This is a genomic window from Arthrobacter sp. TB 23, assembly GCF_000294595.1.
Classification (GTDB): domain Bacteria; phylum Actinomycetota; class Actinomycetes; order Actinomycetales; family Micrococcaceae; genus Arthrobacter_D.
The window spans coordinates 22,887-49,013 of sequence record NZ_ALPM01000056.1 but is presented as its reverse complement, the minus strand read 5'-3'; the positions used below and the strand labels follow the sequence as shown (position 1 = coordinate 49,013).

Below are 26,127 nucleotides of genomic sequence, written 5' to 3'. Positions count from 1 at the left end.
CCCGAAGGACCCAACTCATGAGCAAAGCATTCCCCGCAGCCACCATCGTCGGCTACCCCCGTATTGGTCCCCGCCGCGAACTCAAAAAAGCAGTCGAAGCCTACTGGGCGGGAACGAGTACGGCCCCCCAGTTGGATGACACCACGCGGCACCTCCGGCTGAACAGTTACAGGCACCTCGCCGGCCTCGGCCTGGGGGAATCCACGTCGGCGATCCCCGCGTCATTCTCCCTCTACGACCAGGTGCTGGACACGGCCGCGACCTTCGGCGCCGTTCCCGACCGGTTCCAGGACCTCTACGACGACGGCGGCCAGCTCGGCCTGGACGCCTACTTCACCCTGGCGCGTGGCGACGCCGGACGGCAGCCTCTGGAAATGACCAAGTGGTTCGACACCAACTACCACTACCTGGTTCCCGAAATCGGGCCAGACACCCGCTTCACGCTCGCCAACAACTGGATACTCCGCAACGTCGCGGAGGCGGCCGAACAGGGTCTGACCGTCCGCCCGACCATAATCGGTCCGGTCACGTTCCTGCTGCTGAGCAAGGCAGCCGATGAAGCGCCTGCAGGGTTCGACCCGCTCAGTCGTCTCGATGACCTCCTGCCGCTGTACATTCAGTTGCTCGAACAGCTGGCCGAAGCGGGCGCGCAGTGGGTGCAACTGGAAGAGCCTGCCCTGGTGGCAGACCAGGCGGTTCTCGCCTCCGAGGTGGCTGGCGCCGTCGAACGGGCCTACCGTTTCCTCACCGCTGCGAAGGTACGACCCGCGGTGCTCGTCACCACCCAGTACGGCTCGCTGGGCGGTCTACTGCCCATCCTCGGGGGTACTGGGATCGACGCGCTCCACCTCGACCTGGTCAAAGGCGAGCTGCCCGCTGCAGCCGACCTTGCCGCCCTGGGGGATACCACCCTGGTCGCCGGAGTGGTGGACGGCCACAACATCTGGAAGGCCGATCTGGCGCGAGCGGCCACAACACTGTCCACCCTCGCTGCGACGGTAACCCGAGTGAGCGTCGCCACGTCGACGTCGCTGCAGCATGTGCCGCACAGTGTCGAGGACGAACCGCAGCTGAATCGCGAGCTGCGGACGTGGCTGGCCTTCGCTGATCAGAAGGTGGAGGAGGTCGTCACCCTGTCCCGGCTGGTCGATAACTCACCGGCGGGATCCATCGACGCGGCAATAGCTGAAGCGTCGGCTGTGCGTGCCTCCCGCGCTGCTGCCGAAGGGGTGATCCGCAGCGAGGTGAGGGACCGCCTCGGGTCGCTCACGCCGTCGGACTTCACCCGCGTCGCCTATCAGGAGCGGACGGCCGCGCAGGAAACAGCCCTGCAGTTGCCGGCGCTACCGACCACCACGATCGGATCGTTTCCGCAGACAGCCGAGGTGCGCTCGGCCCGGGCCCGGTTCCTCCGGGGCGACCTCAACGCCGAGCAGTACACCACCCTGATGAAGGAAGAAATTTCCCGGGTGGTCGCGTTGCAGGAGGACCTGGGGTTCGACGTCCTCGTCCACGGCGAACCGGAGCGGAACGACATGGTGCAGTACTTCGCCGAAAACCTGGACGGGTTCGATGTCACAGTGAACGGGTGGGTGCAGTCCTACGGTTCACGGTGCACCCGGCCGTCCATCCTCTGGGGCGATGTGAGCCGTCCGGAGGCCATCACCGTGCGATGGGCAGAGTACGCCCAGTCACTCACTGAGAAGCCGGTGAAAGGGATGCTCACCGGACCGGTCACCATCCTGGCGTGGTCGTTTGTGCGGGATGACCAGCCGCTGGGGGAGACCGCCAACCAGGTGGCACTCGCCCTCAGGGACGAGGTGAGCGATCTGGAGCGCGCCGGTATCCGTGTCATCCAGGTCGATGAACCAGCGTTGCGGGAGCTGCTGCCGCTGCGGAAGGCGCTGCAGCCGGACTACCTCGCCTGGTCGGTGGCGTCGTTCCGGCTGGCGACGGCGGGGGCAACACCGGCTACGCAGATCCACACCCACCTCTGCTATTCGGAGTTCGGCGCCATCATCGACGCAATCGATGGGCTGGATGCCGATGTCACCTCCATCGAGGCCGCCCGCTCACGGATGGAAGTGGTCCACGACCTGCAGGAGCAGCAGTTCGCCCGGGGAGTGGGCCCGGGTGTCTACGACATTCATTCGCCCCGGGTCCCCGACGAGGAGGAGGTGGTAGCACTCGTCGAGAAGGCGGTTCGGCAGCTGCCAGCCCGCCAGATCTGGGTGAACCCGGACTGTGGGCTGAAAACCCGGGGTTACGCCGAGACCATTGAGTCGCTGCGGAATCTGGTCAACGCTGCGGCCCGGGTGCGGGCCCAGCTCTAGCGGCGGATCGGCTCGATGCTCTGTGCCTTGAGGATGCCTGCCAGCTGGTCCATGAAAAGCCTCACCCTGGTGGTCTGCTTGTCACCGATCTGCAGCGCGAAAATGCTCCGCGCGAGACGAATCTCCGGGACATCAAGAGCCACCACACCGGCCGGGCCGTGCGTCATCGCTAGTTCAGGAACCAGCGCGGCGCCGAGCCCGGCCGCTGCCAGCTCGAGGCTGGCATTGAAATCGTCGCAATACGCCACCACCCGGGGGTGCAGGTTGCAGCTGGCAAAGAGCCGCCCAATCACCGTGGCATCAGCGGTTCCCGGGTGGTGCATGATCCAGGGCATGTCGGACAGCTGGTCGGCGCTCACGGCCGCCCCCGGCTGAATGCCCCAGGCCGCGGGTAGCACGACCCGGAAATTGTCGTCCCCGATCCACTGCCGGCTGACCGATGACGGCCATGCCAGCCCACCCTGGCCCACCTGGAACACCAACGCCAAATCGAGCTCGCCGCCGGCCCGCAAACCCTGGATGGTCTGGCCGGGTTCGGCCACGTACACCTTCAGACTGATCCCCAGGCGTCGCCACTCAGGGGTTCCCAGCAGCCGCGGCAGGGCATAGGTCGCCAGGCTCGGAAAGATCCCCAACCGAAGCTCCTGGGTGGACTCCGCCTCGGCACGCGCGGTGGACGCCAGCAGGGCGTCAATATCGGTGAGAACCTTCGCGGCGTGACGTGCCATGACCACCGCCGCCTCGGTGGGTATCGCGCTCCGCGCCGACCGTTCGAACAGGGTGGCACCGGTGTCCCGCTCCAGGGCTGACATTTGCTGCGACACGGCCGACGCCGTATACCCCAACCGGGACGCAGCAGCAGTAAAGGATCCGAGGCGAATGACCTCCAGAAGAGTGCGCAAATGCACTGGGTTAACCACGGCAATCCTTTCGTCAGCTGACGCTTTATCCCTGCCGTCTGGGCTGATCCATTGCACCAATCCGGAAATCGTCCGTCTCCGAACACTTACCAAACTATATTTACAACAGGCGTTTTCCTTCTAGGAGGCCTGTAGTGGCGAGTTGACCGGCCCAACCGGCCGGCGGCGAAGTCCCACGACCCACGCGGAGGAGCGCAGATGACCGACTATCAGCATGACCCTGACCCCCTCGGGGCCGACCGTAGCGGGTTCCGCGCACGGCGCAGGATCGCCGTTGTCGGCAGTGGTGTCGCCGGGCTGACCGCGGCCTACGTGCTGAGCCGTCACCATTCGGTCACACTGTACGAGGCCGACCACCGTGCGGGCGGGCACGCCCACACCCACCAGATGCCGATGTCCGATGGCACCACCTCGGGGGTGGACACCGGGTTTATCGTCCACAACGACAGGACCTATCCCACCTTGCTGCGACTCTTCGGGGAGCTGGGGGTTCCCACGCAGGACTCTGACATGACCATGTCGGTGCGGTGTGATGGCTGCGGCCTCGAATACGCCGGAGCGAAGGGCCGCCGCGGGGTGTTCGCCCAGCGGGGAGTGCTCCGCCGCGGGAAATACCTCAAGATGCTGCTCGAAGTACTGCGCTTCCAGCGCGACGCCCGCGCCCTGCTGAAGGACACCGGCGGGTATGAGGGACACACCGACAGCCCAACCGTCGACGACGGCATGACCCTCGGGGAGTTTCTCGCCAAGGGACAATTCAGCGAGTACTTCACGTCCCACTTCATGACCCCGGTCGTCTCGGCCGTGTGGTCCTGCGACCCGGCGACGGCGCTCGCCTACCCCGCGCGGTACCTGTTCTCCTTCATGTCCCACCACGGGATGCTCACCATCAAAGAATCACCCCAGTGGCGCACGGTCACTGGCGGGTCGGGGGAATACGTGACCCGGGTGCTGGAACACATCGAGGACGTGCGGCTCGGTTCGCCGGTGACCGATGTGAGCAAGGTGGGGGACGGCGTCGTCGTCACGGTGCTAGGCGATGCTGCGCACCAGGCCACCGAAACCTACGATGCCGTAGTCATCGCCACCCACCCGCATCAGGCGCTCGCCATGTTGGGGGACCCCGATCCGCTGGCGGCCGAAGTGCTTGGCGACATGCCCTACTCCACCAATCACACCCTGTTCCACACCGATGAATCGGTGCTGCCGCGCACCGACGCCGCGCGGTCGTCGTGGAACTATCGGTTGCCGTCCTGCGACGCCAGCCCCGACCGTGTGCTGGTGACGTACGACCTCACCAGGCTGCAGCGGCTCGAAGGCCGGACCGACCACCGGTTCCTGGTCAGCCTGGGTGAGGGTGACGAGATAGCCCCGGCCTCAGTGCTGCGTTCCATGACCTACGAACACCCCCAGTACACGCCGTCGTCGTTGGCCGCCCAGCGCCGGTTGACCGAGCTCAGCGACGACCGCATCGCCTTCGCCGGGGCCTACCACGGCTGGGGGTTCCATGAGGATGGCGCCCTGTCCGGGCTGCGCGCGGCCGAACGCCTGGGGGGATCCTGGGACGCCGAGCGACTCGACGCGGCGCTGGAGGACGCTCCGTCATGACCGCGGCCCTGTACCCGACGACGATCCGACACATCCGCCGGACGCCGTTACAGAACGAGTTCACGTACCGCAGCTACAGCTGGTTCGTGGACCTGGCTGATCTGCCGGTGCTCCCGCGCGTGCTCAGGCCATTCGCGGTATTTTCGGCAGCCGACCACCTGGGGGACCCGGAGCAGTCCATCCGGTCCAACGTGGCGACCTACCTGGCGACCCAGGGCATCGACGACGACGGCGGCCGGGTAACCATGCTGGCCAGCGGACGGGTGCTCGGTCACGTTTTCAACCCGTTGAGCCTGTTCTGGTGCCATCGCACCGACGGGTCGCTGGCCGCGGTCATCGCCGAGGTGCACAACACCTATGGGGAGCGTCACTGCTACCTGCTGAACCCCGATGAGTCCGGCCGGGCAACAACCGGGAAAGCGTTCTATGTGTCGCCGTTTAACGACGTTTCAGGAAATTATGAAATGCGGGTTCCGGAGCCGGCGGAACGTCTCAAGGTTACAATCACCCTGCACAGGGACGGCCAGGCCCCTTTCATCGCCACAATGGCAGGGCACCGGTTGCCGGCCACCACCCGAAATGTTGTTCGGATGATCACATCCATCCCTGTTGCACCCCTGCGCGCAGCTGCGCAGATCCGGTGGCAGGGAGTTAAACTCTGGATGCGTCGTTTGCCGGTGCGCACCCGACCACACCATGAATCACAGGAGGCAGTTCGATGAGTACCCTTGTTCGTTCCGAGGCTAACGCTGACCCGGAGTATTGGCCCGGTATCGCCAACGTTCCATCGGGTCCGAGGAACAAGGTTGCTGCAGCCCTCGCCGAGAAAATCTTCGCTGCCGCAGTGAACCGCCTGCAACTGAGGGTGGTGTACGACGACGGTACGGTGCTCGGCGCTCCAGGCGGCGGTCCACGTCCCGAGATGCGCATCCACCGGCCCGCCGACTTTTTTGCCCGCCTGGGCGACAATGGTCTGATCGGTCTGGGTGAGGCCTACATGGCGCAGGACTGGACGGCGTCGGACCTCACCGAGGTGATGCAGGTGTTCGCCGCGCAGGCGGCGCACCTGGTCCCGGTGCCGCTGCAGAAGCTCCGTGGCCTGTACCTGCCGAAGCCGCCCCGCAAGGAGCGCAACACCAAGGTCAACACCCGGTCAAACATTTCCCGGCACTATGACCTGTCCAATGACCTGTTCAAGTTGTTCCTGGACGACACCATGTCCTATTCCAGTGCACTGTTTGACGCCAACGGTCCGCAGCTGCTGGACGCCCGGTGGGATGACCTTCCTGAAGCCCAGCAACGCAAGGTCGACCGCCTGCTGGACCAGGCCGATGTCAGGGAAGGCACCCGCGTGCTGGAAATCGGCACCGGCTGGGGTGAGCTGGCCATCCGTGCGGCACGCCGCGGCGCCACCGTAGTCTCGGTAACCCTGTCGAGTGAGCAGAAGGGACTGGCCGAACGTCGCATTGCCGACGCCGGCCTCTCCGATCAGGTGACCGTGGAGCTGAAGGATTACCGTGCCGTCGAAGGCCAGTTCGATGCGATCGTGTCGGTAGAAATGATCGAGGCTGTGGGCTACGAGTACTGGGGCGTGTACTTCCAGACCATTGACCGGCTGCTGGCCCCGGACGGCCGGGTGGCTATTCAGGCGATCACCATGCCGCACGAGCGGATGATGGTGACCCGCCGGTCCTACACCTGGATCCACAAGTACATCTTCCCCGGAGGCTTCATCCCATCGGTGCGGGCGATCGAGGACATCACCGACCGCTACACCAGCCTTCGGGTACGGGAGCGGCTCTCCATGGGCGACCACTACGCGCAGACCCTTCGGCTGTGGGAAGAGCGGTTCCTCGCCCACACCGATGACGTCTCGGAGCTGGGCTTTGACCAGGTCTTCCAGCGGATGTGGCAGTTCTACCTGTGCTATTCGAGGGCCGGTTTTCAGTCCGGTTACCTCGATGTGCAACAGCTCATCTTCGACCGCCGGCCATAACCATCAGGAGCATTCCCTTGACTCAGCCAGACGCCACATTGCAGGCCGCCAGCATCGATAAGGACATTGCCGGAAAGCTCGCGCGGATCCTCGAACCCATTGTCGGCGGCGAGTTGCCCGTCCATTTGCGGGCCTGGGACGGCAGTACTGCCGGGCCGGAGGACCAGCCAGAGGTGCAGATCAACAGCGCCAATGCGCTGCGGCGGTTGCTCTGGAGCCCGGGGGAGTTGGGTGCGGCCCAGGCCTATGTGACCGGAGAGATCGATGTGCCAGGCTCCCTCGAAGCAGCGCTGACCCATCTGTGGAAGGTGGTGGCGTCGCGTGATCTGTCGATGCCGAAGCTCACTCCCGCGCTGGTGTTGCAGTTGACCAAGCTGGCCCGCGAGCTGGGGGTCTTCGGACCGCCGCTCCCGGCACCGGCGTCGCAGGCGAAGATCAAGGGCCGCCTGCATAGCCTGCTCCGTGATCGCGAGGCAATCAGCCACCATTACGACCTGTCGAATGCCTTCTACGAACTGATCCTTGATGATCACATGGCCTACTCCTGCGGCTATTGGCGCTCCGATGATCAGGATTACACGCTGGAGGACGCCCAGCGGGACAAGCTGGACCAGGTTTGCCGCAAGATCGGACTGGATACCATGCCCGGGCAGCGTTTCCTCGATGTCGGCTGCGGATGGGGTTCGCTGAGTCTTTTCGCCGCCGAGCACTTCGGTGCCAAAGTCACCGGTGTGACCATTTCCAGGGAACAGAAGGCTTTTATCGATCAGCGCATCAAGGAACGTGGCCTGCAGGACCGGGTAGAGATCCGGTTGCAGGACTACCGCGATGTTCGCGACGGACCCTACGACGCGGTGGCATCGTTGGAGATGGGCGAGCATGTCGGTGAAGAAAACTACGCCACCTACACCTCCACCCTGTTCCGCAACGTGCGGCCCGGCGGCAAGGTACTGATCCAGCAGATGTCGCGTCACGGCAAACACCCGGGTGGTGGACCGTTCATCGAATCCTTCATTGCTCCCGATATGCATATGCGGGCTGTCGGCGACACGGTCAACCTGATCGAGAACGCCGGATTCGAGATCCTCGGGGTCGAGGCCATGCGGGAACACTATGTCAGGACCATTGACGCCTGGCATGACCGGTTTGACGCCAACTGGGATCAGGCCGTTGAGATGATGGGCGAGGAAGTGGCCCGGGTCTGGCGGGTCTATCTTGTGGGCGCGATGATGACCTTCCGTGATGGGCGGATGGGAGTGGATCAGATCCTGTCCCAGAAGCCTCTCGGCTAGGTTTTCTATTCGGCTGCCGACACTGTTGCGGGGCTGTCAACTTCACGCGGCTGGAAACTCTACGTGGCTGGAACCCTTGCGCAACTATCCCCTTTGCGCAACTAGACCCTTTGCACAGCAGTGGCGGGTGCGGCGTCGTAGTACCTGGGCAACCGCGACACGCCGACAACTCACGACACAGAAGTATTTTGCCTGTGTGCAAGTACTCCACAGGGGTGTGGACGACGCTCTGGGATTGGCCGGTTTCCGCACATTTCCAAGGGGTTCACTTGTGGATTGTCTGTGGACGAACCAGCCGATGAATGACATACTTGTAATACATCATCTTGGGGTCGCATCCATCGGTTTGCACTAGATGTAGTATTTATATATCGAACCGCTGGCAAGGTAGGCATAGGCGGAGCAGCCCGGAACACCATCGGGAAGCCCACTTTTGAAGCCCTCCAATTCCTGAATATGCGTCGATAACAAGCTAAGAATTACAAGGGGAGAGGGACTATGACCGTCACGGTTTACACCAAGCCAGCATGCGTACAGTGCAACGCCACGTACCGGGCATTGGACAAGAAGGGCATCACCTACCAGAGCGTGGATATCTCACAGGATCCAGCCGCTTTGGAGCGTGTCCGCGCATTGGGCTACATGCAGGCTCCAGTAGTCATCACTGAGCAGGATCACTGGTCGGGTTTCCGGCCAGACAAGATCAACGAACTGGCAGAACTCGGCCAGGCATCGGTCAGCTCGGTCGCCTGATCTGACAGGAAACGGATCTTCCGTGGAACGGGCGGCCAGCGCGCCGTCGTCGGGAAGCATTCACCTCATGACCCTCGCAGCAATGGACACTACACCCGCCGCAGCGGCTCCCAGCGAGCCGGGCGGGGTGACCAATGCCCGACTGATTTATTTCTCGTCGTCTTCGGACAACACCCACCGTTTCGTCCAGAAGTTGGACGCGGCAATGGGCACGGTCTCAGCACGAATGCCGCTACTGACGCGAGATCCGACTCTTAGGGCACTGCAGCCGTATGTACTGGTCCTTCCCACCTATGGGGGAATTTCCGGGCGGGGCGCAGTGCCCAAGCAGGTGATCAAGTTCCTCAACGACGAGGGAAATCGATCCTTGATCCGAGGCGTTATCGGCGCCGGAAACACGAACTTCGGGGAGACCTACTGCCTGGCGGCGGACATCATCGCAGCCAAATGTGGAGTACCTGTTCTATACAGATTTGAATTGATGGGAACGTCTGAGGACGTTGACCGCGTAGCCCAAGGATTGGAAGCGTTTTGGATATGACTGTTGCAGAGACAGAGACAAAGGGAGCAGGCGGCACCGCCGCACCTGCGCTAGAGCGGTTCCACGGCATGGGCTATCACGAGCTCAATGCAATGCTGAACCTCTACGGCCCCAACGGGGAGATCCAGTTTGAGGCCGATCGCGAGGCTGCACACCAGTACTTCCTGCAGCACGTCAATAACAACACCGTGTTCTTCCACGATCTTGAGGAAAAGCTCGACTACCTCGTGAAGAACGAGTACTACGAGCGGGAAACCCTTGACCAGTACTCAATGAACTTCATCCGCGACCTCTACAAGCGCGCGTACAGCAAGAAGTTCCGCTTCGAGACCTTCCTCGGCGCCTTCAAGTTCTACACCTCGTACACGCTCAAGACGTTCGACGGCAAGCGATTCCTGGAGCGCTACGAAGACCGCGTCTGCATGGTGGCACTCCACCTGGCCCGCGGCGACCAGCAGTTGGCGCTGCAGATGGTTGACGAGATCATCGAGGGCCGTTTCCAGCCGGCCACCCCCACCTTCCTGAACGCTGGCAAGCGCCAGCGCGGTGAGCTGGTCTCCTGCTTCCTGCTCCGCATCGAAGACAACATGGAGTCGATCGGCCGGTCCATCAACTCGGCACTGCAGCTGTCCAAGCGTGGCGGCGGTGTGGCGTTCGCGCTGACCAACATCCGCGAGGTTGGTGCACCAATCAAGCAGATCGAAAACCAGTCATCGGGCGTCATCCCAGTGATGAAGCTTCTTGAGGACAGCTTCTCCTATGCCAACCAACTGGGTGCCCGCCAGGGTGCCGGGGCCGTGTACCTGCACGCCCACCACCCTGACATCTACCGCTTCCTCGACACCAAGCGTGAGAACGCTGACGAGAAGATCCGGATCAAAACCCTGTCGCTCGGCGTCGTGATCCCTGACATCACCTTCGAGCTGGCCAAGAAGGATGAGGACATGTACCTGTTCTCGCCCTACGACGTCGAAAAGGTGTACGGCATGCCGTTCTCCGACGTTTCGGTCACCGAGAAGTACTACGAAATGGTGGACGACGCCCGGATCAAGAAGACCAAGATCAAGGCTCGCGACTTCTTCCAGACGCTCGCGGAGATCCAGTTCGAGTCCGGCTACCCCTACATCATGTTCGAGGACACGGTGAACCGGGCCAACCCGATCGACGGCAAGATCATCATGTCCAACCTGTGCTCCGAGATCCTTCAGGTCTCACAGCCCACCACGTACCACGATGACCTGTCCTACGACGAGACCGGCAAGGACATCTCTTGCAACCTGGGTTCGCTGAACATTGCGAAGACCATGGATTCGCCGGACTTCGGTCTGACCATCGAAACGGCCATCCGGTCGCTGTCGGCTGTGTCTGACATGTCCAATATCGTCTCGGTTCCGTCGATTGCCCGCGGCAATGACCAGAGCCACGCGATTGGCCTCGGCCAGATGAACCTGCACGGTTATCTGGCACGCGAGCGGGTGCACTACGGATCCGAAGAGGGCCTGGACTTCACCAATATTTACTTCTACTCGGTGGTCTACCACGCGGTGCGGGCATCGAACCTGCTGGCCATCCAGACCGGCACCACATTCGGTGGCTTTGAGAAGTCCAAGTACGCCAGCGGCGAGTTCTTCGACAAGTACACTAACCAGGCCTGGGTTCCGCAGACAGAGAAGGTTGCCGAGCTGTTCAAGAACATCCACATTCCTACCCAGGAGGACTGGAGTGCTCTGAAGGCTTCGGTCATGGAGCACGGCATCTACAACCAGAACCTGCAGGCCGTTCCACCCACCGGTTCGATCAGCTACATCAACAACTCCACCTCGTCGATCCACCCGGTGGCGTCGAAGATCGAGATCCGCAAGGAAGGCAAGCTGGGCCGCGTGTACTACCCGGCGCCATACCTGACGAACGACAACCTCGAGTACTACGAGGATGCGTATGAGTTGGGTTTCGAAAAGGTCATTGACACCTACGCCGCTGCCACGCAGCACGTGGATCAGGGCCTGTCGTTGACGTTGTTCTTCAAGGACACCGCCACCACGCGGGACATCAACAAGGCCCAGATTTACGCCTGGAAGAAGGGCATCAAGACCATTTACTACATCCGTCTCCGCCAGCTTGCGCTGGAAGGGACCGAGGTAGAGGGCTGCGTCAGCTGCATGTTGTAGGCAGCCGCTGCTGACTACCAGTACGACGGCGGGNCCCGCCCGCCGTCGTACGCTTTAACTAAGAACTAACCCACCATTTAGGGGATGACATGACCGAGAAGGTCAAGCTGCTCAGCCACGTTGAGGCAATCAACTGGAACCGCATCCAGGACGACAAGGACGTGGATGTCTGGAACCGTCTGGTCAACAACTTTTGGCTGCCCGAGAAGGTGCCGTTGTCCAACGATGTTCAGTCGTGGGCGACGCTGACTCCTGACGAGCAGCAGCTCACCATGCGGGTGTTCACCGGTTTGACCCTGCTGGATACGATCCAGGGCACGGTTGGCGCTGTCAGCCTGATTCCCGATGCGATCACTCCTCATGAGGAGGCCGTGTACACGAACATCGCGTTCATGGAGTCGGTGCACGCCAAGAGCTATTCGTCGATCTTCTCGACGCTGGCTTCCACCAAGGAAATCGACGAGGCGTTCCGTTGGTCGACTGAGAATGAGAATTTGCAGCGCAAGGCTGAGATTGTCATGAACTACTACCGTGGTGACGATCCCCTGAAGCGTAAGGTGGCGTCGACGCTGCTCGAGAGCTTCCTCTTCTACTCAGGTTTCTACCTGCCGATGTACTGGTCGTCACGGGCGAAGCTGACCAACACGGCTGACCTGATCCGTCTGATCATCCGCGATGAAGCCGTTCACGGCTACTACATCGGCTACAAGTTCCAGAAGGGTCTTGAGAAAGAGTCGGCTGAGCGGAAGCAGGAGATCAAGGACTACACGTTTGAGCTGTTGTTCGAGCTGTACGAGAACGAGGTCCAGTACACCCACGATCTGTACGACTCCGTCGGGCTGGCGGAGGACGTCAAGAAGTTCCTGCACTACAACGCCAACAAGGCGCTGATGAACCTCGGCTACGAGGCGATGTTCCCGGCGTCGGTCACTGACGTGAACCCTGCGATCCTGTCTGCGCTGTCGCCGAATGCCGACGAGAACCACGACTTCTTCTCGGGTTCGGGTTCGTCCTACGTCATCGGCAAGGCAGTCAACACCGAGGACGATGACTGGGACTTCTAGGAGTTTATTTTCGAAGTCCCTGCTGAAAGTCTGGTCAGAGGCCCGGATCTGCGAAAACTCGCGGGTTCGGGCCTTTTTCCTGCCCTCTTCGAGAAGACAGAAGAGGCCAGCGTGTTATCACCAGCAAGATGGTTACCGGGACTCAGATGATGCGTTCGATAAACGACGGGGACGCGATGTTCCGGGTCAGGGTTTCCGGGTGTCAGGGAAAGAACAGTGCCGCTGCCGCGGAGGCCGCTATTCACCGGGGTCATGCAGGGTGAGGACGACGCTGCCTTTCTTGCGCCCTGATTGCACACGGGCATGCGCGGAGGCGGCTTCCTTCAGGTTGTAGGTTCGGTCGATAACCGGGACATAGTGTCCCGATGCCGCCAGATGGCTGATGAACTTCACATCCAGAGCCATCGCTTTGGCTCTTCGAAGCCCGGTGAACGCGATTTTTGCCCGGGTTTTGCCGAAGATGCGAGTCACCAGCATCCACATCAAAATCGGTAAGGAGGGCACGGTCGTCAGGTAGATGCCGCCGGGCTTCAGAAGCTTCCGGCTGCGGATGTATGAGCTCTTGCCTACCGCATCAAAGACAACGTCATAGACCTGGCCCAGCTCTGTGAAGTCCTGTGCGGTGTAATCGATCACTGTGTCGGCACCTAGGGATTTCACCAGGTCAAGGTTTGCCGTGCTGCAGACCCCGGTGACAACTGCCCCGAAATGCTTGGCGAGCTGAACGGCCGCCGTACCCACCGCGCCGGAGGCGCCGTTGATCAATATCGACTGACCGGACTTCAGGCTGGCGGCGTCTCTTAGAAAGGGCAAGGCGGTGAGTGCACCATCCAGGACTGCCACGGCGTCCGTCGGTACCAGGCCGGCAGGCTTCAACGCGATGATCCCGTTTTCGGGGACCGTGACGTACTCGGCATGGGCACCGAAGGTCGGTCCCGCTGATCCTGTGACCTGATCACCAACACGAAACTTGGTCACAGCGCTTCCTATTGACTGAATTTCACCGGCAAAGCCAGTTCCCAGGACCGGAAAGCGCGGCCGTGCTAAACCGAAGTAGAGCCTAGCAAGGGGGTCCTTGCCGTTGCGTGCGGTAGATTCCGCCTGTGAGACGACGGTTGCATAGTTGCGGATCAATACCTCCCCTTTTCTGGGGACCGGTGTATCAATCTCTTCAACGTGGACGACTTCTGGCGTGCCGTAGGAGCGGCTTGTGATTGCCTGCATGCGGTTCTCCTGAGTTAGGGGTGTGGCTAGGACCTGGGGAAGTTTCCGGTGCCGGGATTGTCCATGGTCTTCTCCTTGGCAGTCGACGGTTCAGTTGGCGGGCAGCCGGCGGCCAGCGATGAGTAGCCAGAAGATAATCGCTACCTCGCCCACGAACATGAACTGGGCGAATACGGCAGAGAAGTCGGGGATAACGGCCACACCGACAGCATCGGCCAGGTATCCGATGCCTGCGATGGCGAGCAGAATGCCGAAGACCTTTGGCACGAAACCCGATCGGAAGGCCAGATAGCCGACCAGCAGAAGGGAAATGCCGAACAGGCCCTGGCTGATGACCCAGATGGTGTTGAACGACTCCAGCACCGGGAGGGCGGCTTCGGGATCGCCGAGGAGCGAGAACCCGATCACGAGTTGACTGAGCGCAACCACCAACAAGACCGCGTACACCGATCTCATCCAGGCGGCCGCCGCCGAGACCCGACGGCTCACCGGCCGGAACAGTGTGTAGAACGCCCCCGCCACGATGATGTCGAGCAGGGCCACGATGAAAAAGCCGACGACACCCGCGAAGAACAGGAGCGGGGCGCCGGAGACGTTCTGTGCGGTCTGTTCGGCATCACCGCGAGCGATCAGGGGAACAATCGCGCCGAAGTTGGCGAAACCAGCCAGCACCGCCATGATCGCGAGTCCGAGTCCGGCCACAAAGGCCGCAGTTCGTGGCGACCAGGTGGTGAAGTTCATCGGGCGTTGCGCGACGTCGGTCTTGCTCGAGTCGAGCGAGGTGCGGTTCATTTTGATATCCTTACGTTGTAAGCTGATGGTGTAAGTAAAGTACGCCTACATGGTAAGGTTGTCAATAGACCAGAACGGAGAAATTATGGCGAGACTCTCGACCAAGACCGAGGCGGCATCACGCGGCCGCCTGAACCGCGAGCTGGTGCTGGGCGCAGCAATTGCGCTTGCCGATGACTCGGGCATCGAATCACTGACGATGCGCAGGCTCGGGGAAGAACTCGGGGTGGAAGCGATGTCGCTTTACAACCACGTCGCGAACAAAGAAGACCTGCTCAATGCTATGGTCGACGCCGTGTTCAACGAGATCGAACTGCCCTTGCACAGCGACGATTGGAAGACGGCGATCCGCAAGCGATCGGTCTCATTCCGCGACACGCTCTCACGCCACCCATGGGCCACCGGTTTGAAGGACTCAGGGACCAATCCCGGGCCAGCCACGCTGCGGCATCACGACCGGGTGATCGGCACGTTGCGGAACGCGGGATTTTCCATTGCCATGGCAGCTCACGCGTTCTCGGCATTGGACAGCTACATCTACGGCTTCGCGATGCAGGAGAAGAACCTGCCGTTTCACACTCAGGAAGAGACGGCTGCCATGGCGCACGCCATGCTCGCCCAACTTCCCGTCAACGATTACCCGTACCTCGCCGAGCTGACGGCGGAGCATGTGCTTCAACCGGGCTACTCCTATGGCGACGAGTTTCCGCTCGGCCTCGACCTTCTCCTCGACGGACTCGAGGGATGGCTCGAACGACATCCGGGGGATCGTCACCCTCAAGGCATGCTGACCGAAAGCGCTTGACGAAGACTGAGGCTACGCATGGTCCCTTTGGTCCGTCGGGTTAGCCTTCGGGATCGATCAAGAGATGGCGAAGACGTCCGCTACGCTGGTGCCTGGATATGGTGCCTGGGCTCGCTCCCTTAGATCGCAGTGCCACACCTGATGCCAATCCTTCCAGCACCAGGAAGCACAAGTTGTGTGGGGCAGGATGCAGAACCAATCCGATAGTTTCCGTCGGGACTGATGACGGATGGGAGGGCAGGTGAAGACTCAAGGAGCTTCGAAGTCCCGGGGATTGGGAGAGGCCAGAACGCGTGCGATCGCGGACGCCGCGGCGATCGCACCGTTTTCACACGCGTAGGCCAGTTTGGTGCGGGTCGCGGCATCGCGCATACCCGAATCTTCGATGGCAGTTCGAACCGACCGCGCGAAGGTAGGAGTGCCGACCTGGCGGGGTCGTAAAGCTGTCGCGTTGCCACGGCGTTCACATACGGCAACATTCCACCTCTGCTCCGGCTGCAATCCCATCCCCACGAAGGGGACTCCCGTGGCGCATGCCGTCTGCACAGTCCCTTGACCACCATGAAGGACTGCCGCATCCACCAGCCCCCCTAGCCGGTGAGCCGGCAGCAGACCGGTCACTGTCACATTGGCGGGTACCTCCTTGCGGTCGCCATCAGTAAGGTAATGGGCCACAGGTGCGACGACGTTGATGGGTAGTTTACCCAAGGATCGAAGGGTACCCAGAGCCAGACGTCTGCTTGCTGAAGACCCGAGCGCAAGGTAGACCAGCGGCCGGGGAGAGGACGCAAGATCGTGAACGACGTCGGGCAACTCCCCTGGCAGGTGCGCGAAGATTGGCCCTACCCTCTCATAGTTGGATGGCAACGAATAGCCCTCCAGTTCCCATGGCATAACGGTGAGCAGGTTGTAGTCTGCCTCGAACATCGACGCCATGCTGCGAAGCGGGCGCTTTGAGTTTTCCCGGGCCGCGATTTTGAAGGCGCGTGGGACCAGGGGAGCAGTGTTGTAAAGAGCCCTGAAGGCAGGCATTACCACCGGCTCTACCCACCCTGGGATAGCGAAGAGGCCGTGTTTGGTCTGCTCAACATGAGGACGTGTCAGTGCAAACGGTACCGGGTAGAAGAGTGGAATCCCTTCGGCGCGTGCAGAGATCAGAGAGGTGACGTTGGTGCCGTGCACCACGGCTACAGCTGCGGTCTCACGAATCAGGCGGCGTTCCGCCGCCACCCGGCGGCGCACCAAATCAACGGTGAACGGGTTGCGCACCCCTCGGCCTTGATCCAGCGCCAGCGCCCGAGCTTTTTCTAGCTCATTCCACACCGGTTGCAATTGATGGAAGGTAAACCCAGCGTCGATGATGAAATGAGAGAAGTCCGGTTCGTACCCCAGGAAGACGCACTCATGACGATCGCGAAGTGCTTTTGCAACCTCGATCATGCGGGTTGTTTCAGCCAGATTGAACGTGACCGGTGCGAAAAGGAGAACTGACACGGTGACCTCCTCAGTGGTTGCAGACCGAACTCGGCCCCCGAAACCCGCAGACCGTCCGGTTGATGGAGCCTACTAACCTCAGGGGTCCAGCCGGACGGAGGGGGCTTCGAAGATTGTTCATCCGGTCTACAGGAGGTACTCCGTGTGCCTTATGGAGCGCCAAGCCGCGCAAGCAGATCGCCTGCCCACTCCGTTGCGCGTTCGATCTCACCGTCCAGGAGGGGCCCTTCGTAGCCATGGACGCGGAAGGTTTGCTGCTTGACTTGTGTGTCGAATCCAAGTGAGCGCAACTCGTGTCTCGCCGCCTTTGCCGCGGAACCGGGGAGTCTCGGTTTGTCGACCCGGGTATCGAACGCGAAGGCGGGGATCTCAGTGCTGGGCCGTTCGACTTGGTTGAGCCAATCCCGGATGCCACGGGCCGGCTCATGCGGGGCCGAGTGGGACTTGACGGCGTCAGCTCGGGTGGATGCGCGTGTCATAGAGAAAGCGTGCGTCGGGCCACCAACCACCAACAAGTCGTATCCATCAACTAACGTTGGTGCTGCATCCGAGTCACGCACCTCAACGTCGGCATTGACGGCAAGTCTGGCGCCGATGGCTCGCGCTACCTTCTCGGTATTGCCCCACAGAGACTCGTAGACCACAAGTGCGCGCATCGTTACTCCTAATATAGAGACCACGATTAAGGCCGTATTCACAGCCTATCCGGGATACCTCCCCACGTCTGCCCCGCCTGTTTCATGGTGTTCACGCCTGAGAGCGTTTATGCACCGACTGAAGCGTGGTCATCGAGTTTGCTGGGTGTCCTCGACCGGTCTCCTAGGTGTACTGAGACACCTACGCGACGCTGGGTCGCCGTGAATGCAATGCTCCCACCATGTGTGCGCGGCGTGCCGGGAGGTGGGCCTTCTTTGAGGAACCCATCGCGCAGTTCCAGGAGACGATCCGCATGCTTACCCAGTTTCCTGGGTCCCCTGCCGGCTCACCATCTCGTTGATCCAGCTCGGCGCGAACGGTGAGGTGCAGTTTGGGGGAGTCGGGTAGTCCTTGAGGACCTCAAGGCGCTCACCGATATCAAGCGCTCGAGCACGATGCTCGACGTGTTCAATCCCAATCATCGCCAGACAGTGGTTCATCGCCCACTGAAGCCGATCCGGGGCGTCCTTCATCTCTGCTTCAATAACATCGAGCAGGGCCTGAAGGTCCAGGCCATCGGGACTCTTGATCACTCGTTCCGAAGTCAGTGCCCAACCGGCAGCCGCCACGACGGGATTCAGGTCGGCAAACCAAACGATCCGTAAATCTTCGGCGAACGGGCTCTTCTTCACCACATAGTTGACGAGCCAGTCATGCACTTTGGGTGCACGAGCTTCCCTGAGCATCGAGTCCAGCTCGTCACGTTCGAAAGCCTTCGGGCGGCAGATCAGAAGCGCGACCAACCTTGCAGCTGTATCACCGGTTGCCCAGAGGCTCACTGCAAGGTCGTGTTGAGTCTTCAAACGCTTGGCTACGGCGCGCAGCTTCCCCAGATTTACTCCGTGATCGTCCCCGTGCCTCGCATTCACCACTCTGATTCCGGGATCCTCGAGGGAGGCCAGCTCGGCAAGTACCTCGTCTGTTGTCGTCTCCGTCATCACGGGTTCCTCTTCCTCATGACCCATTGCATCGTGTGACTGCCAAGACTACTGGGAAGACAAAGACCCCGCAGGGTCAGATCCGGTACCGGGCGCCGGGGAGGGGTGGGGCGGTGGATGTGTACCTGTGTCCGGTCGGAGTGGTGATTCGGAGGGTGTGTCTGGGTCCTGGGCGTGGGTGGGCTCCCCAGCCGGGTTGTTCTTTGGTGTGGTTGCAGGCTTCGCAGAGTCCGGCGCCGTTGGTGATCGACGTCCGGCCGCTTTGGTGCCAGGGAATGATGTGGTCGTAGTGTCGGATTGGCGCGTCGCAGTACGGGGTGCGGCAGGTGTGGTCCCTTGCGGTGATGAACCGGCGTTGCGCCGGGGTGAAGAGCCGCGCTTTGGAGTCCAGGGCGACCAGATCACCGCTTGTTGGTGTGGTGTAAAGGCGCCGGACCCAGACGTCGAAGGCATGCCGCTCAGCGTCAGCAGGGTCACTGCCAGCGGGGTTGATGTCGGGGTGGATGTCAGTGGGGTGGATGAGGTCCCGGGCCCAGGACGAGGGGACGATGCCGTAGCCGGGGATTCTGGCCGGTTCGCTGTCACCTTGGAGGAGGGCGCGGTCGGTGATGATCACTTGCAGTTCGACGCGGGAGACACCCCCGGGTACCCCGGTGGTGCGTTCGACGAGGGTGTCGGCCATGAGTTGGCCTCGGGATCGGGTGTCCCCGGTCGCCCTGGCGGTATCGGCGTGCCGGGATAGTGCCGTGTAGGCGGTGACGGCTTCCTTCACCGGCAGCAGGGCGGTGAGGTAGGCCATGGTGTCCGGTGCTGGGCGGATGCTGACGAATCGTTCGTTGGCTGCGTGGGCTGCGCGGTTGACCACGGAGCGGGGGTCCCGACGGTAGGCGGCAGCCTTGGCCGCGGCGATGATGGTTTTGTCCCCGCACCCGGTGAAGGTCCCGGTGTCGGGGCTGAGTTCTTCATCGACGGCGGTCCGGTCGGAGCTGGAGAGGCATGCTGTTTCTTTCACTAACAGGGTGGCTCGCCATTCGTTGAGCTGGCCGGTGTGCAGGGCAGCCAGAGTGTGGGGCATCTCGGTGACCAGGGCCTGGGCGAGGCCCAGGAGCCGGTTGCCGCGGGAGGGGGATTCCCGCCGGGCCAACGCGACCTGCGCGCCGATACTTTTGCCCTGCTCCGCGGTTGGCACCCCGGTCTGGGCCTGGTGGTGGCGTTCAGAGCGGTCGAAGGCAACCGCGATCCGGGCCTGTACTCCGGCGATGGCGGATTTGAGGTCCTCCAGGCCGCGGAGCTGGTCGATCATCCCGGCCGGGTTCGTGGCTGGCCTCAGTGCCGTGAGGGCGTCGAGTAAGGCACGCGTGCCAGCATCCGGGCCAGCGCTGCCATCAGCGGTACTGTCATCAGCGGTATTGCCATCAGCGGTATTGCCCAGGCTTGACGGGCCGCGCGGAGCCGTTCCCGGGAAGGGAAGTTCCTTCTCAGTCACTGATGGAGCCCTGCTGCCGTCCATACCTCCATTGTCCCAAACCGCTCCGACACTGCGGAGAATTATGGGGCCTATGTGGACAACTCTCTCAAACAAATATTCGAACCAAAAACCGGCAAAATGGCACCTCGTGACGTAGCACTGACCAGGGAGTAAGTTGGGCGTAAACCCACCGCAGGGGGTAGTACTCAATGAATGGCAAAGCGGCCAGCTCCGACTCTGGAGACTCTCAACGGGCGCCCACGCCGCGGCATCCCAAACCGATTCTTAGTTTGACGGTGAACCCTGCGTTGGACGTTTACACGTCCACTGACCAGGTCATCGGTGGTCATAAACTTCGGTGCTCCGCGAGCCGACTGGAACCGGGCGGCGGAGGAATGAACGCGGCAAGGGTTATCCAGCGACTCGGCGGACAGGTGCTCGCCGTATGCACGGCCGGCGGTCCAACCGGGGAGGCGTATCGTCGCCTCATCGAAGCCGAGCGGATCCCGGTCCTCGTTGCACCCATCGAAGGAAGTACCCGCGAAAGTTTCACCGTCGACGAGACGGGGACGGGCGCCCAATTCCGGTTTGTGCTCGAAGGCCCAGAGCTCAGCAAATCCGAGTGGCGAGCCTGTCTCGCGCTCGTTTCGGAGGCGATTCTGCCGGAAGGGTATGTCATAGCCAGCGGAAGCCTCCCTCCCGGGGTGCCGGACGATTTTTATGCCCGGGTGGCGCGCCTGGCCAGGAAGGTCGGCGCCCGCTGTGTCGTGGATGCCTCGGGTGCAGCACTGTCCGAGGCGCTGGCAGAAGGGGTGTTTCTGGTCAAGCCCAGCCGGCGGGAGCTGGCGACTCATCTCGGCCGGGCGCTTGACACTGAGCAGGCTCAGATTGAGGCGGCGTCGGGCCTGGTCGCCGACCGGGCAGCGGAATATGTCGCACTGACCCTAGGCCATGCCGGGGCAGTGCTTGCATCCGAGGCCGGCACCATCCGGCTACCGGCCCCGTCAGTGCAGGTCGTCAGCACGGTGGGAGCAGGCGACAGTTTTCTCGGGGCATTTGTTCTCCGACTTGCGCAGGGCTCACCCGTTGATAGCGCCTTCCTGACAGCCCTAGCTGCCGGAAGCGCTGCAGCGATGACACCCGGCACAGAACTCTGTCATCGAAACGACATAGCGCGTCTCGAAGCGGAACTGATGGCCCAGCGCGTCCCCTCGCCCGGCACTGACTCGGGCTAGCTCCAGAAGACTGCTACCGCGACGTTGATCAGTGCAAGACCGCCGACGCCGTGCGCCAGTCCCTTAGCGACGTCGTGTCCGGACTTGGCCTTACGGCGGCCGATGAACGCGGCGACAACCACGCCGATGGTCAGGACCAGCTTGACGGCTATTTTGGCGTGGTTCGGGCCGTCGCCGTCGCCCATCTCAGCGAGACCCACCAGCAGCAGGCCCGTGACCAGTTGGGTGAGGGCGCCGATCCACTGCCACTGCGTGACGGTGGGGTGCTTGAATGTGGCCAACCAGCCGCCCACGATGGCGGCCGTACCGAGAATGTGGAGAAAGACGAGCAGAAGGCGAAGGAAGTCCATGGTCCAAGCATAGGGCAGCTGTGCGGACAGGCCCTTGGACTCTGCCACTTGGCCGCAGATGGGTGCACTCTGGAGGCCAACGAGGGCGAAAGGAGCCACCCATGGCTGAACACCAGCGGGCCTTACGGGCGGTCAAGTCCTTCCATACCGCCGCCTGGTTCTCCATCGAAGCATGCATGGTTTACCTGCTTTACTCCGGGTTACGGGGAAGGACAGACCAGCGGGCGGGAGTCGCTGCAGCCGTTGTCGGCAGCGAGCTTGTTGTTTTTGCCGGCAACGGGTTTCATTGTCCGCTCACCCCACTGGCCCAACGCCTCGGCGATTCCACCGGTTCGGTGACCGATATCTACCTACCCAGGTGGTTCGCCCACAACCTGCCCGCAATCCATGTGCCGCTGATCTTTTTTGCTGTCTGGACCCACGCCCGGAATATTGCACGCGCGCGTCTGGTCTAGAGCGCCCTGCTGAGGCTGCGCCGTAGCAGGATGGAGCCGAGGGTCAGCAAAGCCACAGCCATCCCTGCGAGCACCGCAAGCTGCGGAAGAATGTCAGTCAACGTGCCTTCATGTCGTTGGATCTCAGCGAACGCGTCGTAAGCCCACCGGTGCGGGGTCACCCGGGACACTGTCTGAAGGGTGTCGGAGAAGAACTCCGGGGGCACCATCGAGCCGCCCAGACCGGCCAACACGAGACCGAGGCCCACGCCCACTCCCGAGGCGGCGCTGTCGTTATCCATGACCGAGCCGATCACCATCGCTGCAGCAGCGGAGACCGCACAGAAGAACGCCAAAACGAGTCCTGCCAACCACGGATCGCCCCACTGCACGCCAAACAGCACAGCAGTGCCAACCATGATGTACGCCCCCTGGACAACGGCAATGCCGAACCGTCCCAGTGCCTGCCCCGCCACAGCCTGCCAGCTTGTCACCGGGGCGGCCATCACGCGGGAGATCACCCCGAGACGCCGCGCGTTGATGAGGGTCGCAGCCCCGGTGAGGGAGCTCAGGAAGACGAAAAGCAGAAGTTGCTGGGTGGCGCCCAGATCGAACCGTCCCAAGCCCAAAAATTCCTGCGATACGTCGTCGGTGTCCACGATTTCCAGTCCGGGGGGTACCACAGAAGTTTCCGCCCGCTCCAGGGCGGTGGTCGCCTCGGCCGCGCTGACGCCCGCTTCCTGGAGGAGCGATCGCTGTAGCTGTGCTGTGCTGACCGTCTGGACTGACGTCCGCACCTCCTGCAGTACGGCCTGTGCCGAGGCCTGCGACGCTGATATCACCTCGAGGTCGGCCTCCTGACCCGCGGAGTAGTCCGCGGCGTCGTCATCGCTGATGAAAATGCCGACGTCGATTCGGGCACGGCCCAGCTGCTGTTTCACCGTTTCCTCACCGGCAAACGACACCTGGAGGCCATCTTCTTCCAGCTGAACCTTCAAAGCACTTTCCAGGGCAGTACCGGACCCGCCCGACAGCGCCACCTGGGACCGTCCGCTATTGGCCCCGAATTGGGAGCCGAGCAACAGAATGAGGAGCAAAGGAAAAATGAAGACAAAAAAGATGTTCGACCTGTCCCGGAGGAAACGTTGAACCTCTACCAGGGCAATTCCCATGATGTGTTTCACAAGCGGGCACCCCGGTCCGGCAGCAGGCGCGATATCACGGTGGCAAGGACTGCAAATCCCAGCATGATCGCCAGGGGGACAGCGACGTCCGCCACCCCACCGCCTCCGGAGGTGATGCCGAGTCCGCGAATGAACGCTGAAATAGGGTTAAAGTCCATCAGTGTCGCGACAATCCCTGAGGTCTGCAAAGGAAAAAAGGCTCCGCCTGCGACTCCCAGCACCATGGCCAGGATCGATTGGGCGACATTCGCCTGTTCGGCGCTTCGCACGAGTTTCGCGACGACAAAGGTCAGGCTCGTTGCCGCCGCCGCAACCGCCAGGATCAGGAGCCCCACCACAGCCGGGGACCCAAACGAGACGTCAAACAACAGGCTACCGACCGTCAGCAGGATGGACGAGGCAACCACCCCCAGAATGAACCCGACCAGGGCCTTCGCCCAGATGATGGTACCGGGAGCGACGGGAGCTGACCGTAGCCTGGTCAGGGTGCCACCTTCCCGCTCCGCCAGCAGTCCCAGAACACCAAACCCGACGGTGAACAACAGGAACAAACCGGTCTGACCAGCCACTAGTGAGCCGCTGAGTGACAGTTGCTCGGCGGATGCCTGGCCTTCCGAAAGGGTCAAGGCGGCCGGGCCAGCGGCTGTCCGTTGCGCCAGGCCGGTTAGCTCGTCCTCCGGAAGCCCGGCCATACCGCCTGCCGTGGCAGTCACGGTGCCCGCAGCGAACTGCTGAAGCACCCCGTCCACCACCGAGATCAGCACATTGGTTTCGATGCTTGCAACATCACCTTCGATGACCTGGACGGTAGAGGCCTCCCCGGAAGTTACCGCAGTCGTGAACCCTTCCGGCAGGATGAGCCCCAGCTCAGCCCCGGTATCCCTTGTTTCGCCGCTGACCTCGTCGGCAGCCACCCTGGTGACGGTGACGTCCATCATGGGGAGGGTATCGAGGGCCTCGAGGAGCGCTTCCCCGAGCTGGCCGCTGTTTTCAGAACTTGCGACGACGACGGCGGGCTGCAAGTCGACGCTGTCCGTTCCGCCACCTCCAAAGGAGAGGTTCAGAACCCCCATCAAGGCCAACGGAACGAGGAGGGAGAAGATGAACACCGACCGGTCCCGGATCCGCAGCCTGAGGTCATTGGAGACCATGGTCCTGAGCCCGCGCACATCAATCCCGCAGGGCTTTGCCGGTGAGGTGCAGGAAGACCGATTCCAGATCGGGCCTGACGATCTCCACCGAAGTCAGCGCCATTCCCGCACCGCCGGCCTCGGCCACAATGGGTGCCAAAAGACCTGGCCCGTTGTGGACGGTCAACAGCAGGTTTGAGGGACCACTATCGACCTGTTGTACGCCCGGGAGCTGCCGCAGCGCCGTGGCTGCGTTACTGGTGCTGCCGGTGCCGCGCAGATCGATGCGGTCCACCCCGCCGGTCAGTTCGACCAACTGATTCCGGGTGCCCTCCGCCTGAATCCGGCCCTGATCGATGATCGCGATCCGGTCGCAGAGCCGTTCGGCTTCCTCCATATAGTGGGTGGTGTACAGGACAGCCATTCCCTCCGAGGCAAGAGTCTCAACGGATTCCAGGATGGAATTGCGCGACTGTGGGTCTACCCCCACGGTTGGCTCATCCAAAATCAGCAGGGTGGGTCGGTGGAGCAGGCCGATGCCAATGTTCAACCTGCGTTTCATCCCGCCGGAGAATTTCTTGGTCTGCTCTCGCGCACGGTCGCCGAGGCCAATAAGGTTCAGGACCAGGTCCGTCCGCTGCCTCAGTTCCTTCCCCCCAAGCCCTTGCAACCGGCCAAAGAACATCAGATTCTCTTTGGCCGTCAGATCCGGGTAAATGGCAAGTTCCTGAGGGACGAGCCCAATGTGCCCTTTTACCCGGGTGCTGGTCGGCGTCATGACCGCACCCATGAGTTCGACCGATCCGGAGTCGGCAGGGATCAGTCCCGCCACCATTGAAATGATTGTCGTTTTACCTGCGCCGTTGGGGCCCAAGAGCCCATACGTTTCGCCGGCTTCAATGTGGAAGGAGACGTCGTTGACAACGGTGTGGTTGTCATAGCGCTTCACCAGGGAGTTCACTCCCAGGATTGGAGCGCTCTGAAGCTGGCTGGCGGCCGTCATGACGGTTCCACGGGATCGTTGGCCGATGTCAGCCGGCGGGTCAGATGGGCTGCACTGCCCAAAATTACTGAGCCGTGCCAGGTCGCGTAGGCAACAAGAACGTTCATGAGGTGAGCCTCGGGTGGGGAGGGAACCACTTAGGCCACTGGCCAGACAACTTTGGTGATCCACTTTGACGGGTCGGGCTCCGCCTCCGGATCAGTTAAATAGGACTCCCAGGCGATATCCGCGGGGGTGAGGCCCGCCGACTCAATTGCGGCCTGAAGGAGCTCGTAGGTTTGGCCAAGGGTGTCGAACGGACCAACATGGATGGCCTCAAAGGCATCGGTCTCGGGTAACACCGACTGCGACACTCCGTCGGCTTCTGCGAAGTGTCCTGCGATCGGGAACCCAGCCTCCACGTCGATGGTCTCGCTCGGCATCCCATGGTAAAGAGCGAAGGGTGGACCGGCAGGGTTGGTGCCCTGCGTCTGGGTCGCGGCCATTACCCGATGGAATGCACGACCGAAGAAGTCAGTGAGCGAGTCCATCGGAACACGCTCGCGAACCACTGCAACAGGTTGTTCCAGGGTATGAACTTTTGTGGGTTGGGGTGCATTGTCACTCATTCCAATAGGGTGTCGGCCGGGAGTTAGCGGTGACAGGGCCTTACGACCCTATTCAGGCAGGGTTGCTGGCGGGACTTTAGACTCTGCTTCT

24 protein-coding genes are annotated in these 26,127 nt (G+C 62.0%); 12 read left to right on the top strand and 12 right to left on the bottom strand.

The genetic code is table 11. The features are described 5' to 3' along the window. Positions 1-17 precede the first annotated feature (17 nt). Positions 18-2,333: a 5-methyltetrahydropteroyltriglutamate--homocysteine S-methyltransferase gene (gene metE / locus B384_RS0107485; RefSeq protein WP_019482497.1), complete on the top strand. Its 2,316-nt coding sequence runs from the start codon at positions 18-20 to the stop codon at positions 2,331-2,333. Here metE and B384_RS0107480 read toward each other — a convergent pair. Beyond that, entirely contained in the window at positions 2,330-3,253 is a 924-nt protein-coding gene (locus B384_RS0107480; protein WP_026041032.1) for a LysR family transcriptional regulator, read from the bottom strand. The two genes, metE and B384_RS0107480, sit on opposite strands and share 4 nt — an antisense overlap. A gap of 198 nt (positions 3,254-3,451) precedes the next feature. Here B384_RS0107480 and B384_RS0107475 point away from each other — a divergent pair, with 198 nt between their 5' ends. From B384_RS0107475 to nrdF, 8 genes are all read left to right on the top strand, one after another. Then, positions 3,452-4,861, top strand: coding sequence for an NAD(P)/FAD-dependent oxidoreductase (locus tag B384_RS0107475; RefSeq protein ID WP_019482495.1), 1,410 nt, complete (start codon positions 3,452-3,454; stop codon positions 4,859-4,861). Continuing rightward, positions 4,858-5,583, top strand: coding sequence for a DUF1365 domain-containing protein (locus B384_RS0107470; RefSeq protein ID WP_019482494.1), 726 nt, complete (start codon positions 4,858-4,860; stop codon positions 5,581-5,583). The genes B384_RS0107475 and B384_RS0107470 overlap by 4 nt, the downstream gene beginning before the upstream one ends. Beyond that, the gene (locus B384_RS0107465; protein WP_019482493.1) at positions 5,580-6,857 is read left to right on the top strand and encodes an SAM-dependent methyltransferase; all 1,278 of its coding nucleotides are present in this window, start codon (positions 5,580-5,582) and stop codon (positions 6,855-6,857) included. Before B384_RS0107470 ends, B384_RS0107465 begins: the two co-directional genes overlap by 4 nt. 17 nt (positions 6,858-6,874) lie before the next feature. After that, positions 6,875-8,149, top strand: coding sequence for an SAM-dependent methyltransferase (locus tag B384_RS0107460; protein WP_237715257.1), 1,275 nt, complete (start codon positions 6,875-6,877; stop codon positions 8,147-8,149). A 498-nt stretch (positions 8,150-8,647) separates the two neighbouring features. After that, complete coding sequence (nrdH, locus tag B384_RS0107455) at positions 8,648-8,902, top strand: glutaredoxin-like protein NrdH (RefSeq protein WP_019482491.1); 255 nt, start codon at positions 8,648-8,650, stop codon at positions 8,900-8,902. Positions 8,903-8,984: 82 nt separating this feature from the next. After that, the gene (gene nrdI / locus B384_RS0107450) at positions 8,985-9,443 is read left to right on the top strand and encodes a class Ib ribonucleoside-diphosphate reductase assembly flavoprotein NrdI (protein ID WP_026041031.1); all 459 of its coding nucleotides are present in this window, start codon (positions 8,985-8,987) and stop codon (positions 9,441-9,443) included. Between the two features lie 68 nt (positions 9,444-9,511). Further along, positions 9,512-11,611 carry a class 1b ribonucleoside-diphosphate reductase subunit alpha gene (nrdE, locus tag B384_RS0107445; protein WP_026041030.1) on the top strand — a complete coding sequence of 700 codons (2,100 nt, stop codon included), beginning with the start codon at positions 9,512-9,514 and terminating at the stop codon, positions 11,609-11,611. 89 nt (positions 11,612-11,700) lie between these two features. Further along, a complete protein-coding gene (nrdF, locus tag B384_RS0107440; protein ID WP_019482488.1) occupies positions 11,701-12,675 on the top strand; it encodes a class 1b ribonucleoside-diphosphate reductase subunit beta in 975 nt (324 codons plus the stop codon). A gap of 237 nt (positions 12,676-12,912) precedes the next feature. Here the strand turns inward: nrdF and B384_RS0107435 are convergent, their stop codons facing one another. After that, positions 12,913-13,899, bottom strand: coding sequence for an NAD(P)-dependent alcohol dehydrogenase (locus tag B384_RS0107435; protein WP_019482487.1), 987 nt, complete (start codon positions 13,897-13,899; stop codon positions 12,913-12,915). Positions 13,900-13,989: 90 nt separating this feature from the next. Further along, on the bottom strand, positions 13,990-14,691 hold the full coding sequence (locus B384_RS0107430) for a DUF4386 domain-containing protein (RefSeq protein ID WP_019482486.1): 702 nt from the start codon (positions 14,689-14,691) through the stop codon (positions 13,990-13,992). An 85-nt stretch (positions 14,692-14,776) separates the two neighbouring features. Between B384_RS0107430 and B384_RS0107425 the strand changes: the two genes are divergently transcribed. Continuing rightward, positions 14,777-15,496: a TetR/AcrR family transcriptional regulator C-terminal domain-containing protein gene (locus B384_RS0107425; protein ID WP_019482485.1), complete on the top strand. Its 720-nt coding sequence runs from the start codon at positions 14,777-14,779 to the stop codon at positions 15,494-15,496. 249 nt (positions 15,497-15,745) lie between these two features. Here the strand turns inward: B384_RS0107425 and B384_RS0107420 are convergent, their stop codons facing one another. The 4 genes from B384_RS0107420 to B384_RS0107405 form a co-directional block, all read right to left on the bottom strand. After that, the gene (locus B384_RS0107420) at positions 15,746-16,990 is read right to left on the bottom strand and encodes a glycosyltransferase (RefSeq protein WP_019482484.1); all 1,245 of its coding nucleotides are present in this window, start codon (positions 16,988-16,990) and stop codon (positions 15,746-15,748) included. Positions 16,991-17,139: 149 nt separating this feature from the next. Next, positions 17,140-17,646, bottom strand: a complete 507-nt coding sequence (locus B384_RS0107415; RefSeq protein WP_019482483.1) for a flavodoxin family protein — start codon at positions 17,644-17,646, stop codon at positions 17,140-17,142. 297 nt (positions 17,647-17,943) lie between these two features. Continuing rightward, entirely contained in the window at positions 17,944-18,624 is a 681-nt protein-coding gene (locus B384_RS0107410; RefSeq protein WP_019482482.1) for a DNA alkylation repair protein, read from the bottom strand. A gap of 76 nt (positions 18,625-18,700) precedes the next feature. After that, complete coding sequence (locus tag B384_RS0107405) at positions 18,701-20,134, bottom strand: DUF222 domain-containing protein (protein WP_019482481.1); 1,434 nt, start codon at positions 20,132-20,134, stop codon at positions 18,701-18,703. 248 nt (positions 20,135-20,382) lie between these two features. Here B384_RS0107405 and B384_RS0107400 point away from each other — a divergent pair, with 248 nt between their 5' ends. Next, a complete protein-coding gene (locus B384_RS0107400) occupies positions 20,383-21,327 on the top strand; it encodes a 1-phosphofructokinase family hexose kinase (RefSeq protein ID WP_272942570.1) in 945 nt (314 codons plus the stop codon). Here the strand turns inward: B384_RS0107400 and B384_RS0107395 are convergent. After that, positions 21,324-21,677 carry a hypothetical protein gene (locus B384_RS0107395; protein WP_024477452.1) on the bottom strand — a complete coding sequence of 118 codons (354 nt, stop codon included), beginning with the start codon at positions 21,675-21,677 and terminating at the stop codon, positions 21,324-21,326. The genes B384_RS0107400 and B384_RS0107395 overlap by 4 nt on opposite strands. 101 nt (positions 21,678-21,778) lie before the next feature. On the opposite strand from B384_RS0107395, the gene B384_RS0107390 reads away from it, so the two are divergent. Next, positions 21,779-22,132, top strand: coding sequence for a hypothetical protein (locus B384_RS0107390; RefSeq protein ID WP_019482478.1), 354 nt, complete (start codon positions 21,779-21,781; stop codon positions 22,130-22,132). Here B384_RS0107390 and B384_RS0107385 read toward each other — a convergent pair. The 4 genes from B384_RS0107385 to B384_RS0107365 form a co-directional block, all read right to left on the bottom strand. After that, positions 22,129-23,283, bottom strand: a complete 1,155-nt coding sequence (locus B384_RS0107385) for an ABC transporter permease (RefSeq protein ID WP_019482477.1) — start codon at positions 23,281-23,283, stop codon at positions 22,129-22,131. The genes B384_RS0107390 and B384_RS0107385 overlap by 4 nt on opposite strands. Before the next feature lie 8 nt (positions 23,284-23,291). After that, positions 23,292-24,446 (bottom strand): ABC transporter permease, encoded by a 1,155-nt coding sequence (locus tag B384_RS0107380; RefSeq protein WP_019482476.1) that lies wholly within the window; start codon positions 24,444-24,446, stop codon positions 23,292-23,294. A 19-nt stretch (positions 24,447-24,465) separates the two neighbouring features. Next, positions 24,466-25,428: an ABC transporter ATP-binding protein gene (locus B384_RS0107375; RefSeq protein WP_019482475.1), complete on the bottom strand. Its 963-nt coding sequence runs from the start codon at positions 25,426-25,428 to the stop codon at positions 24,466-24,468. Between the two features lie 137 nt (positions 25,429-25,565). Next, positions 25,566-26,036 carry a GyrI-like domain-containing protein gene (locus B384_RS0107365; RefSeq protein ID WP_026041028.1) on the bottom strand — a complete coding sequence of 157 codons (471 nt, stop codon included), beginning with the start codon at positions 26,034-26,036 and terminating at the stop codon, positions 25,566-25,568. Positions 26,037-26,127 lie beyond the last annotated feature (91 nt).

Excerpts from the sequence above, each read along its gene's own strand:
- metE (WP_019482497.1), top strand. The coding sequence starts at position 18 with ATGAGCAAAGCATTCCCCGCAGCCACCATCGTCGGCTACCCCCGTATT.
- B384_RS0107475 (WP_019482495.1), top strand. The coding sequence starts at position 3,452 with ATGACCGACTATCAGCATGACCCTGACCCCCTCGGGGCCGACCGTAGC.
- B384_RS0107470 (WP_019482494.1), top strand. The coding sequence starts at position 4,858 with ATGACCGCGGCCCTGTACCCGACGACGATCCGACACATCCGCCGGACG.
- B384_RS0107465 (WP_019482493.1), top strand. The coding sequence starts at position 5,580 with ATGAGTACCCTTGTTCGTTCCGAGGCTAACGCTGACCCGGAGTATTGG.
- nrdH (WP_019482491.1), top strand. The coding sequence starts at position 8,648 with ATGACCGTCACGGTTTACACCAAGCCAGCATGCGTACAGTGCAACGCC.
- nrdI (WP_026041031.1), top strand. The coding sequence starts at position 8,985 with ATGGACACTACACCCGCCGCAGCGGCTCCCAGCGAGCCGGGCGGGGTG.
- nrdE (WP_026041030.1), top strand. The coding sequence starts at position 9,512 with ATGGGCTATCACGAGCTCAATGCAATGCTGAACCTCTACGGCCCCAAC.
- nrdF (WP_019482488.1), top strand. The coding sequence starts at position 11,701 with ATGACCGAGAAGGTCAAGCTGCTCAGCCACGTTGAGGCAATCAACTGG.
- B384_RS0107435 (WP_019482487.1), bottom strand. The coding sequence starts at position 13,899 with ATGCAGGCAATCACAAGCCGCTCCTACGGCACGCCAGAAGTCGTCCAC.
- B384_RS0107430 (WP_019482486.1), bottom strand. The coding sequence starts at position 14,691 with ATGAACCGCACCTCGCTCGACTCGAGCAAGACCGACGTCGCGCAACGC.
- B384_RS0107425 (WP_019482485.1), top strand. The coding sequence starts at position 14,777 with ATGGCGAGACTCTCGACCAAGACCGAGGCGGCATCACGCGGCCGCCTG.
- B384_RS0107415 (WP_019482483.1), bottom strand. The coding sequence starts at position 17,646 with ATGCGCGCACTTGTGGTCTACGAGTCTCTGTGGGGCAATACCGAGAAG.
- B384_RS0107410 (WP_019482482.1), bottom strand. The coding sequence starts at position 18,624 with ATGACGGAGACGACAACAGACGAGGTACTTGCCGAGCTGGCCTCCCTC.
- B384_RS0107405 (WP_019482481.1), bottom strand. The coding sequence starts at position 20,134 with ATGGACGGCAGCAGGGCTCCATCAGTGACTGAGAAGGAACTTCCCTTC.
- B384_RS0107395 (WP_024477452.1), bottom strand. The coding sequence starts at position 21,677 with ATGGACTTCCTTCGCCTTCTGCTCGTCTTTCTCCACATTCTCGGTACG.
- B384_RS0107390 (WP_019482478.1), top strand. The coding sequence starts at position 21,779 with ATGGCTGAACACCAGCGGGCCTTACGGGCGGTCAAGTCCTTCCATACC.
- B384_RS0107385 (WP_019482477.1), bottom strand. The coding sequence starts at position 23,283 with ATGGGAATTGCCCTGGTAGAGGTTCAACGTTTCCTCCGGGACAGGTCG.
- B384_RS0107380 (WP_019482476.1), bottom strand. The coding sequence starts at position 24,446 with ATGGTCTCCAATGACCTCAGGCTGCGGATCCGGGACCGGTCGGTGTTC.
- B384_RS0107375 (WP_019482475.1), bottom strand. The coding sequence starts at position 25,428 with ATGACGGCCGCCAGCCAGCTTCAGAGCGCTCCAATCCTGGGAGTGAAC.
- B384_RS0107365 (WP_026041028.1), bottom strand. The coding sequence starts at position 26,036 with ATGAGTGACAATGCACCCCAACCCACAAAAGTTCATACCCTGGAACAA.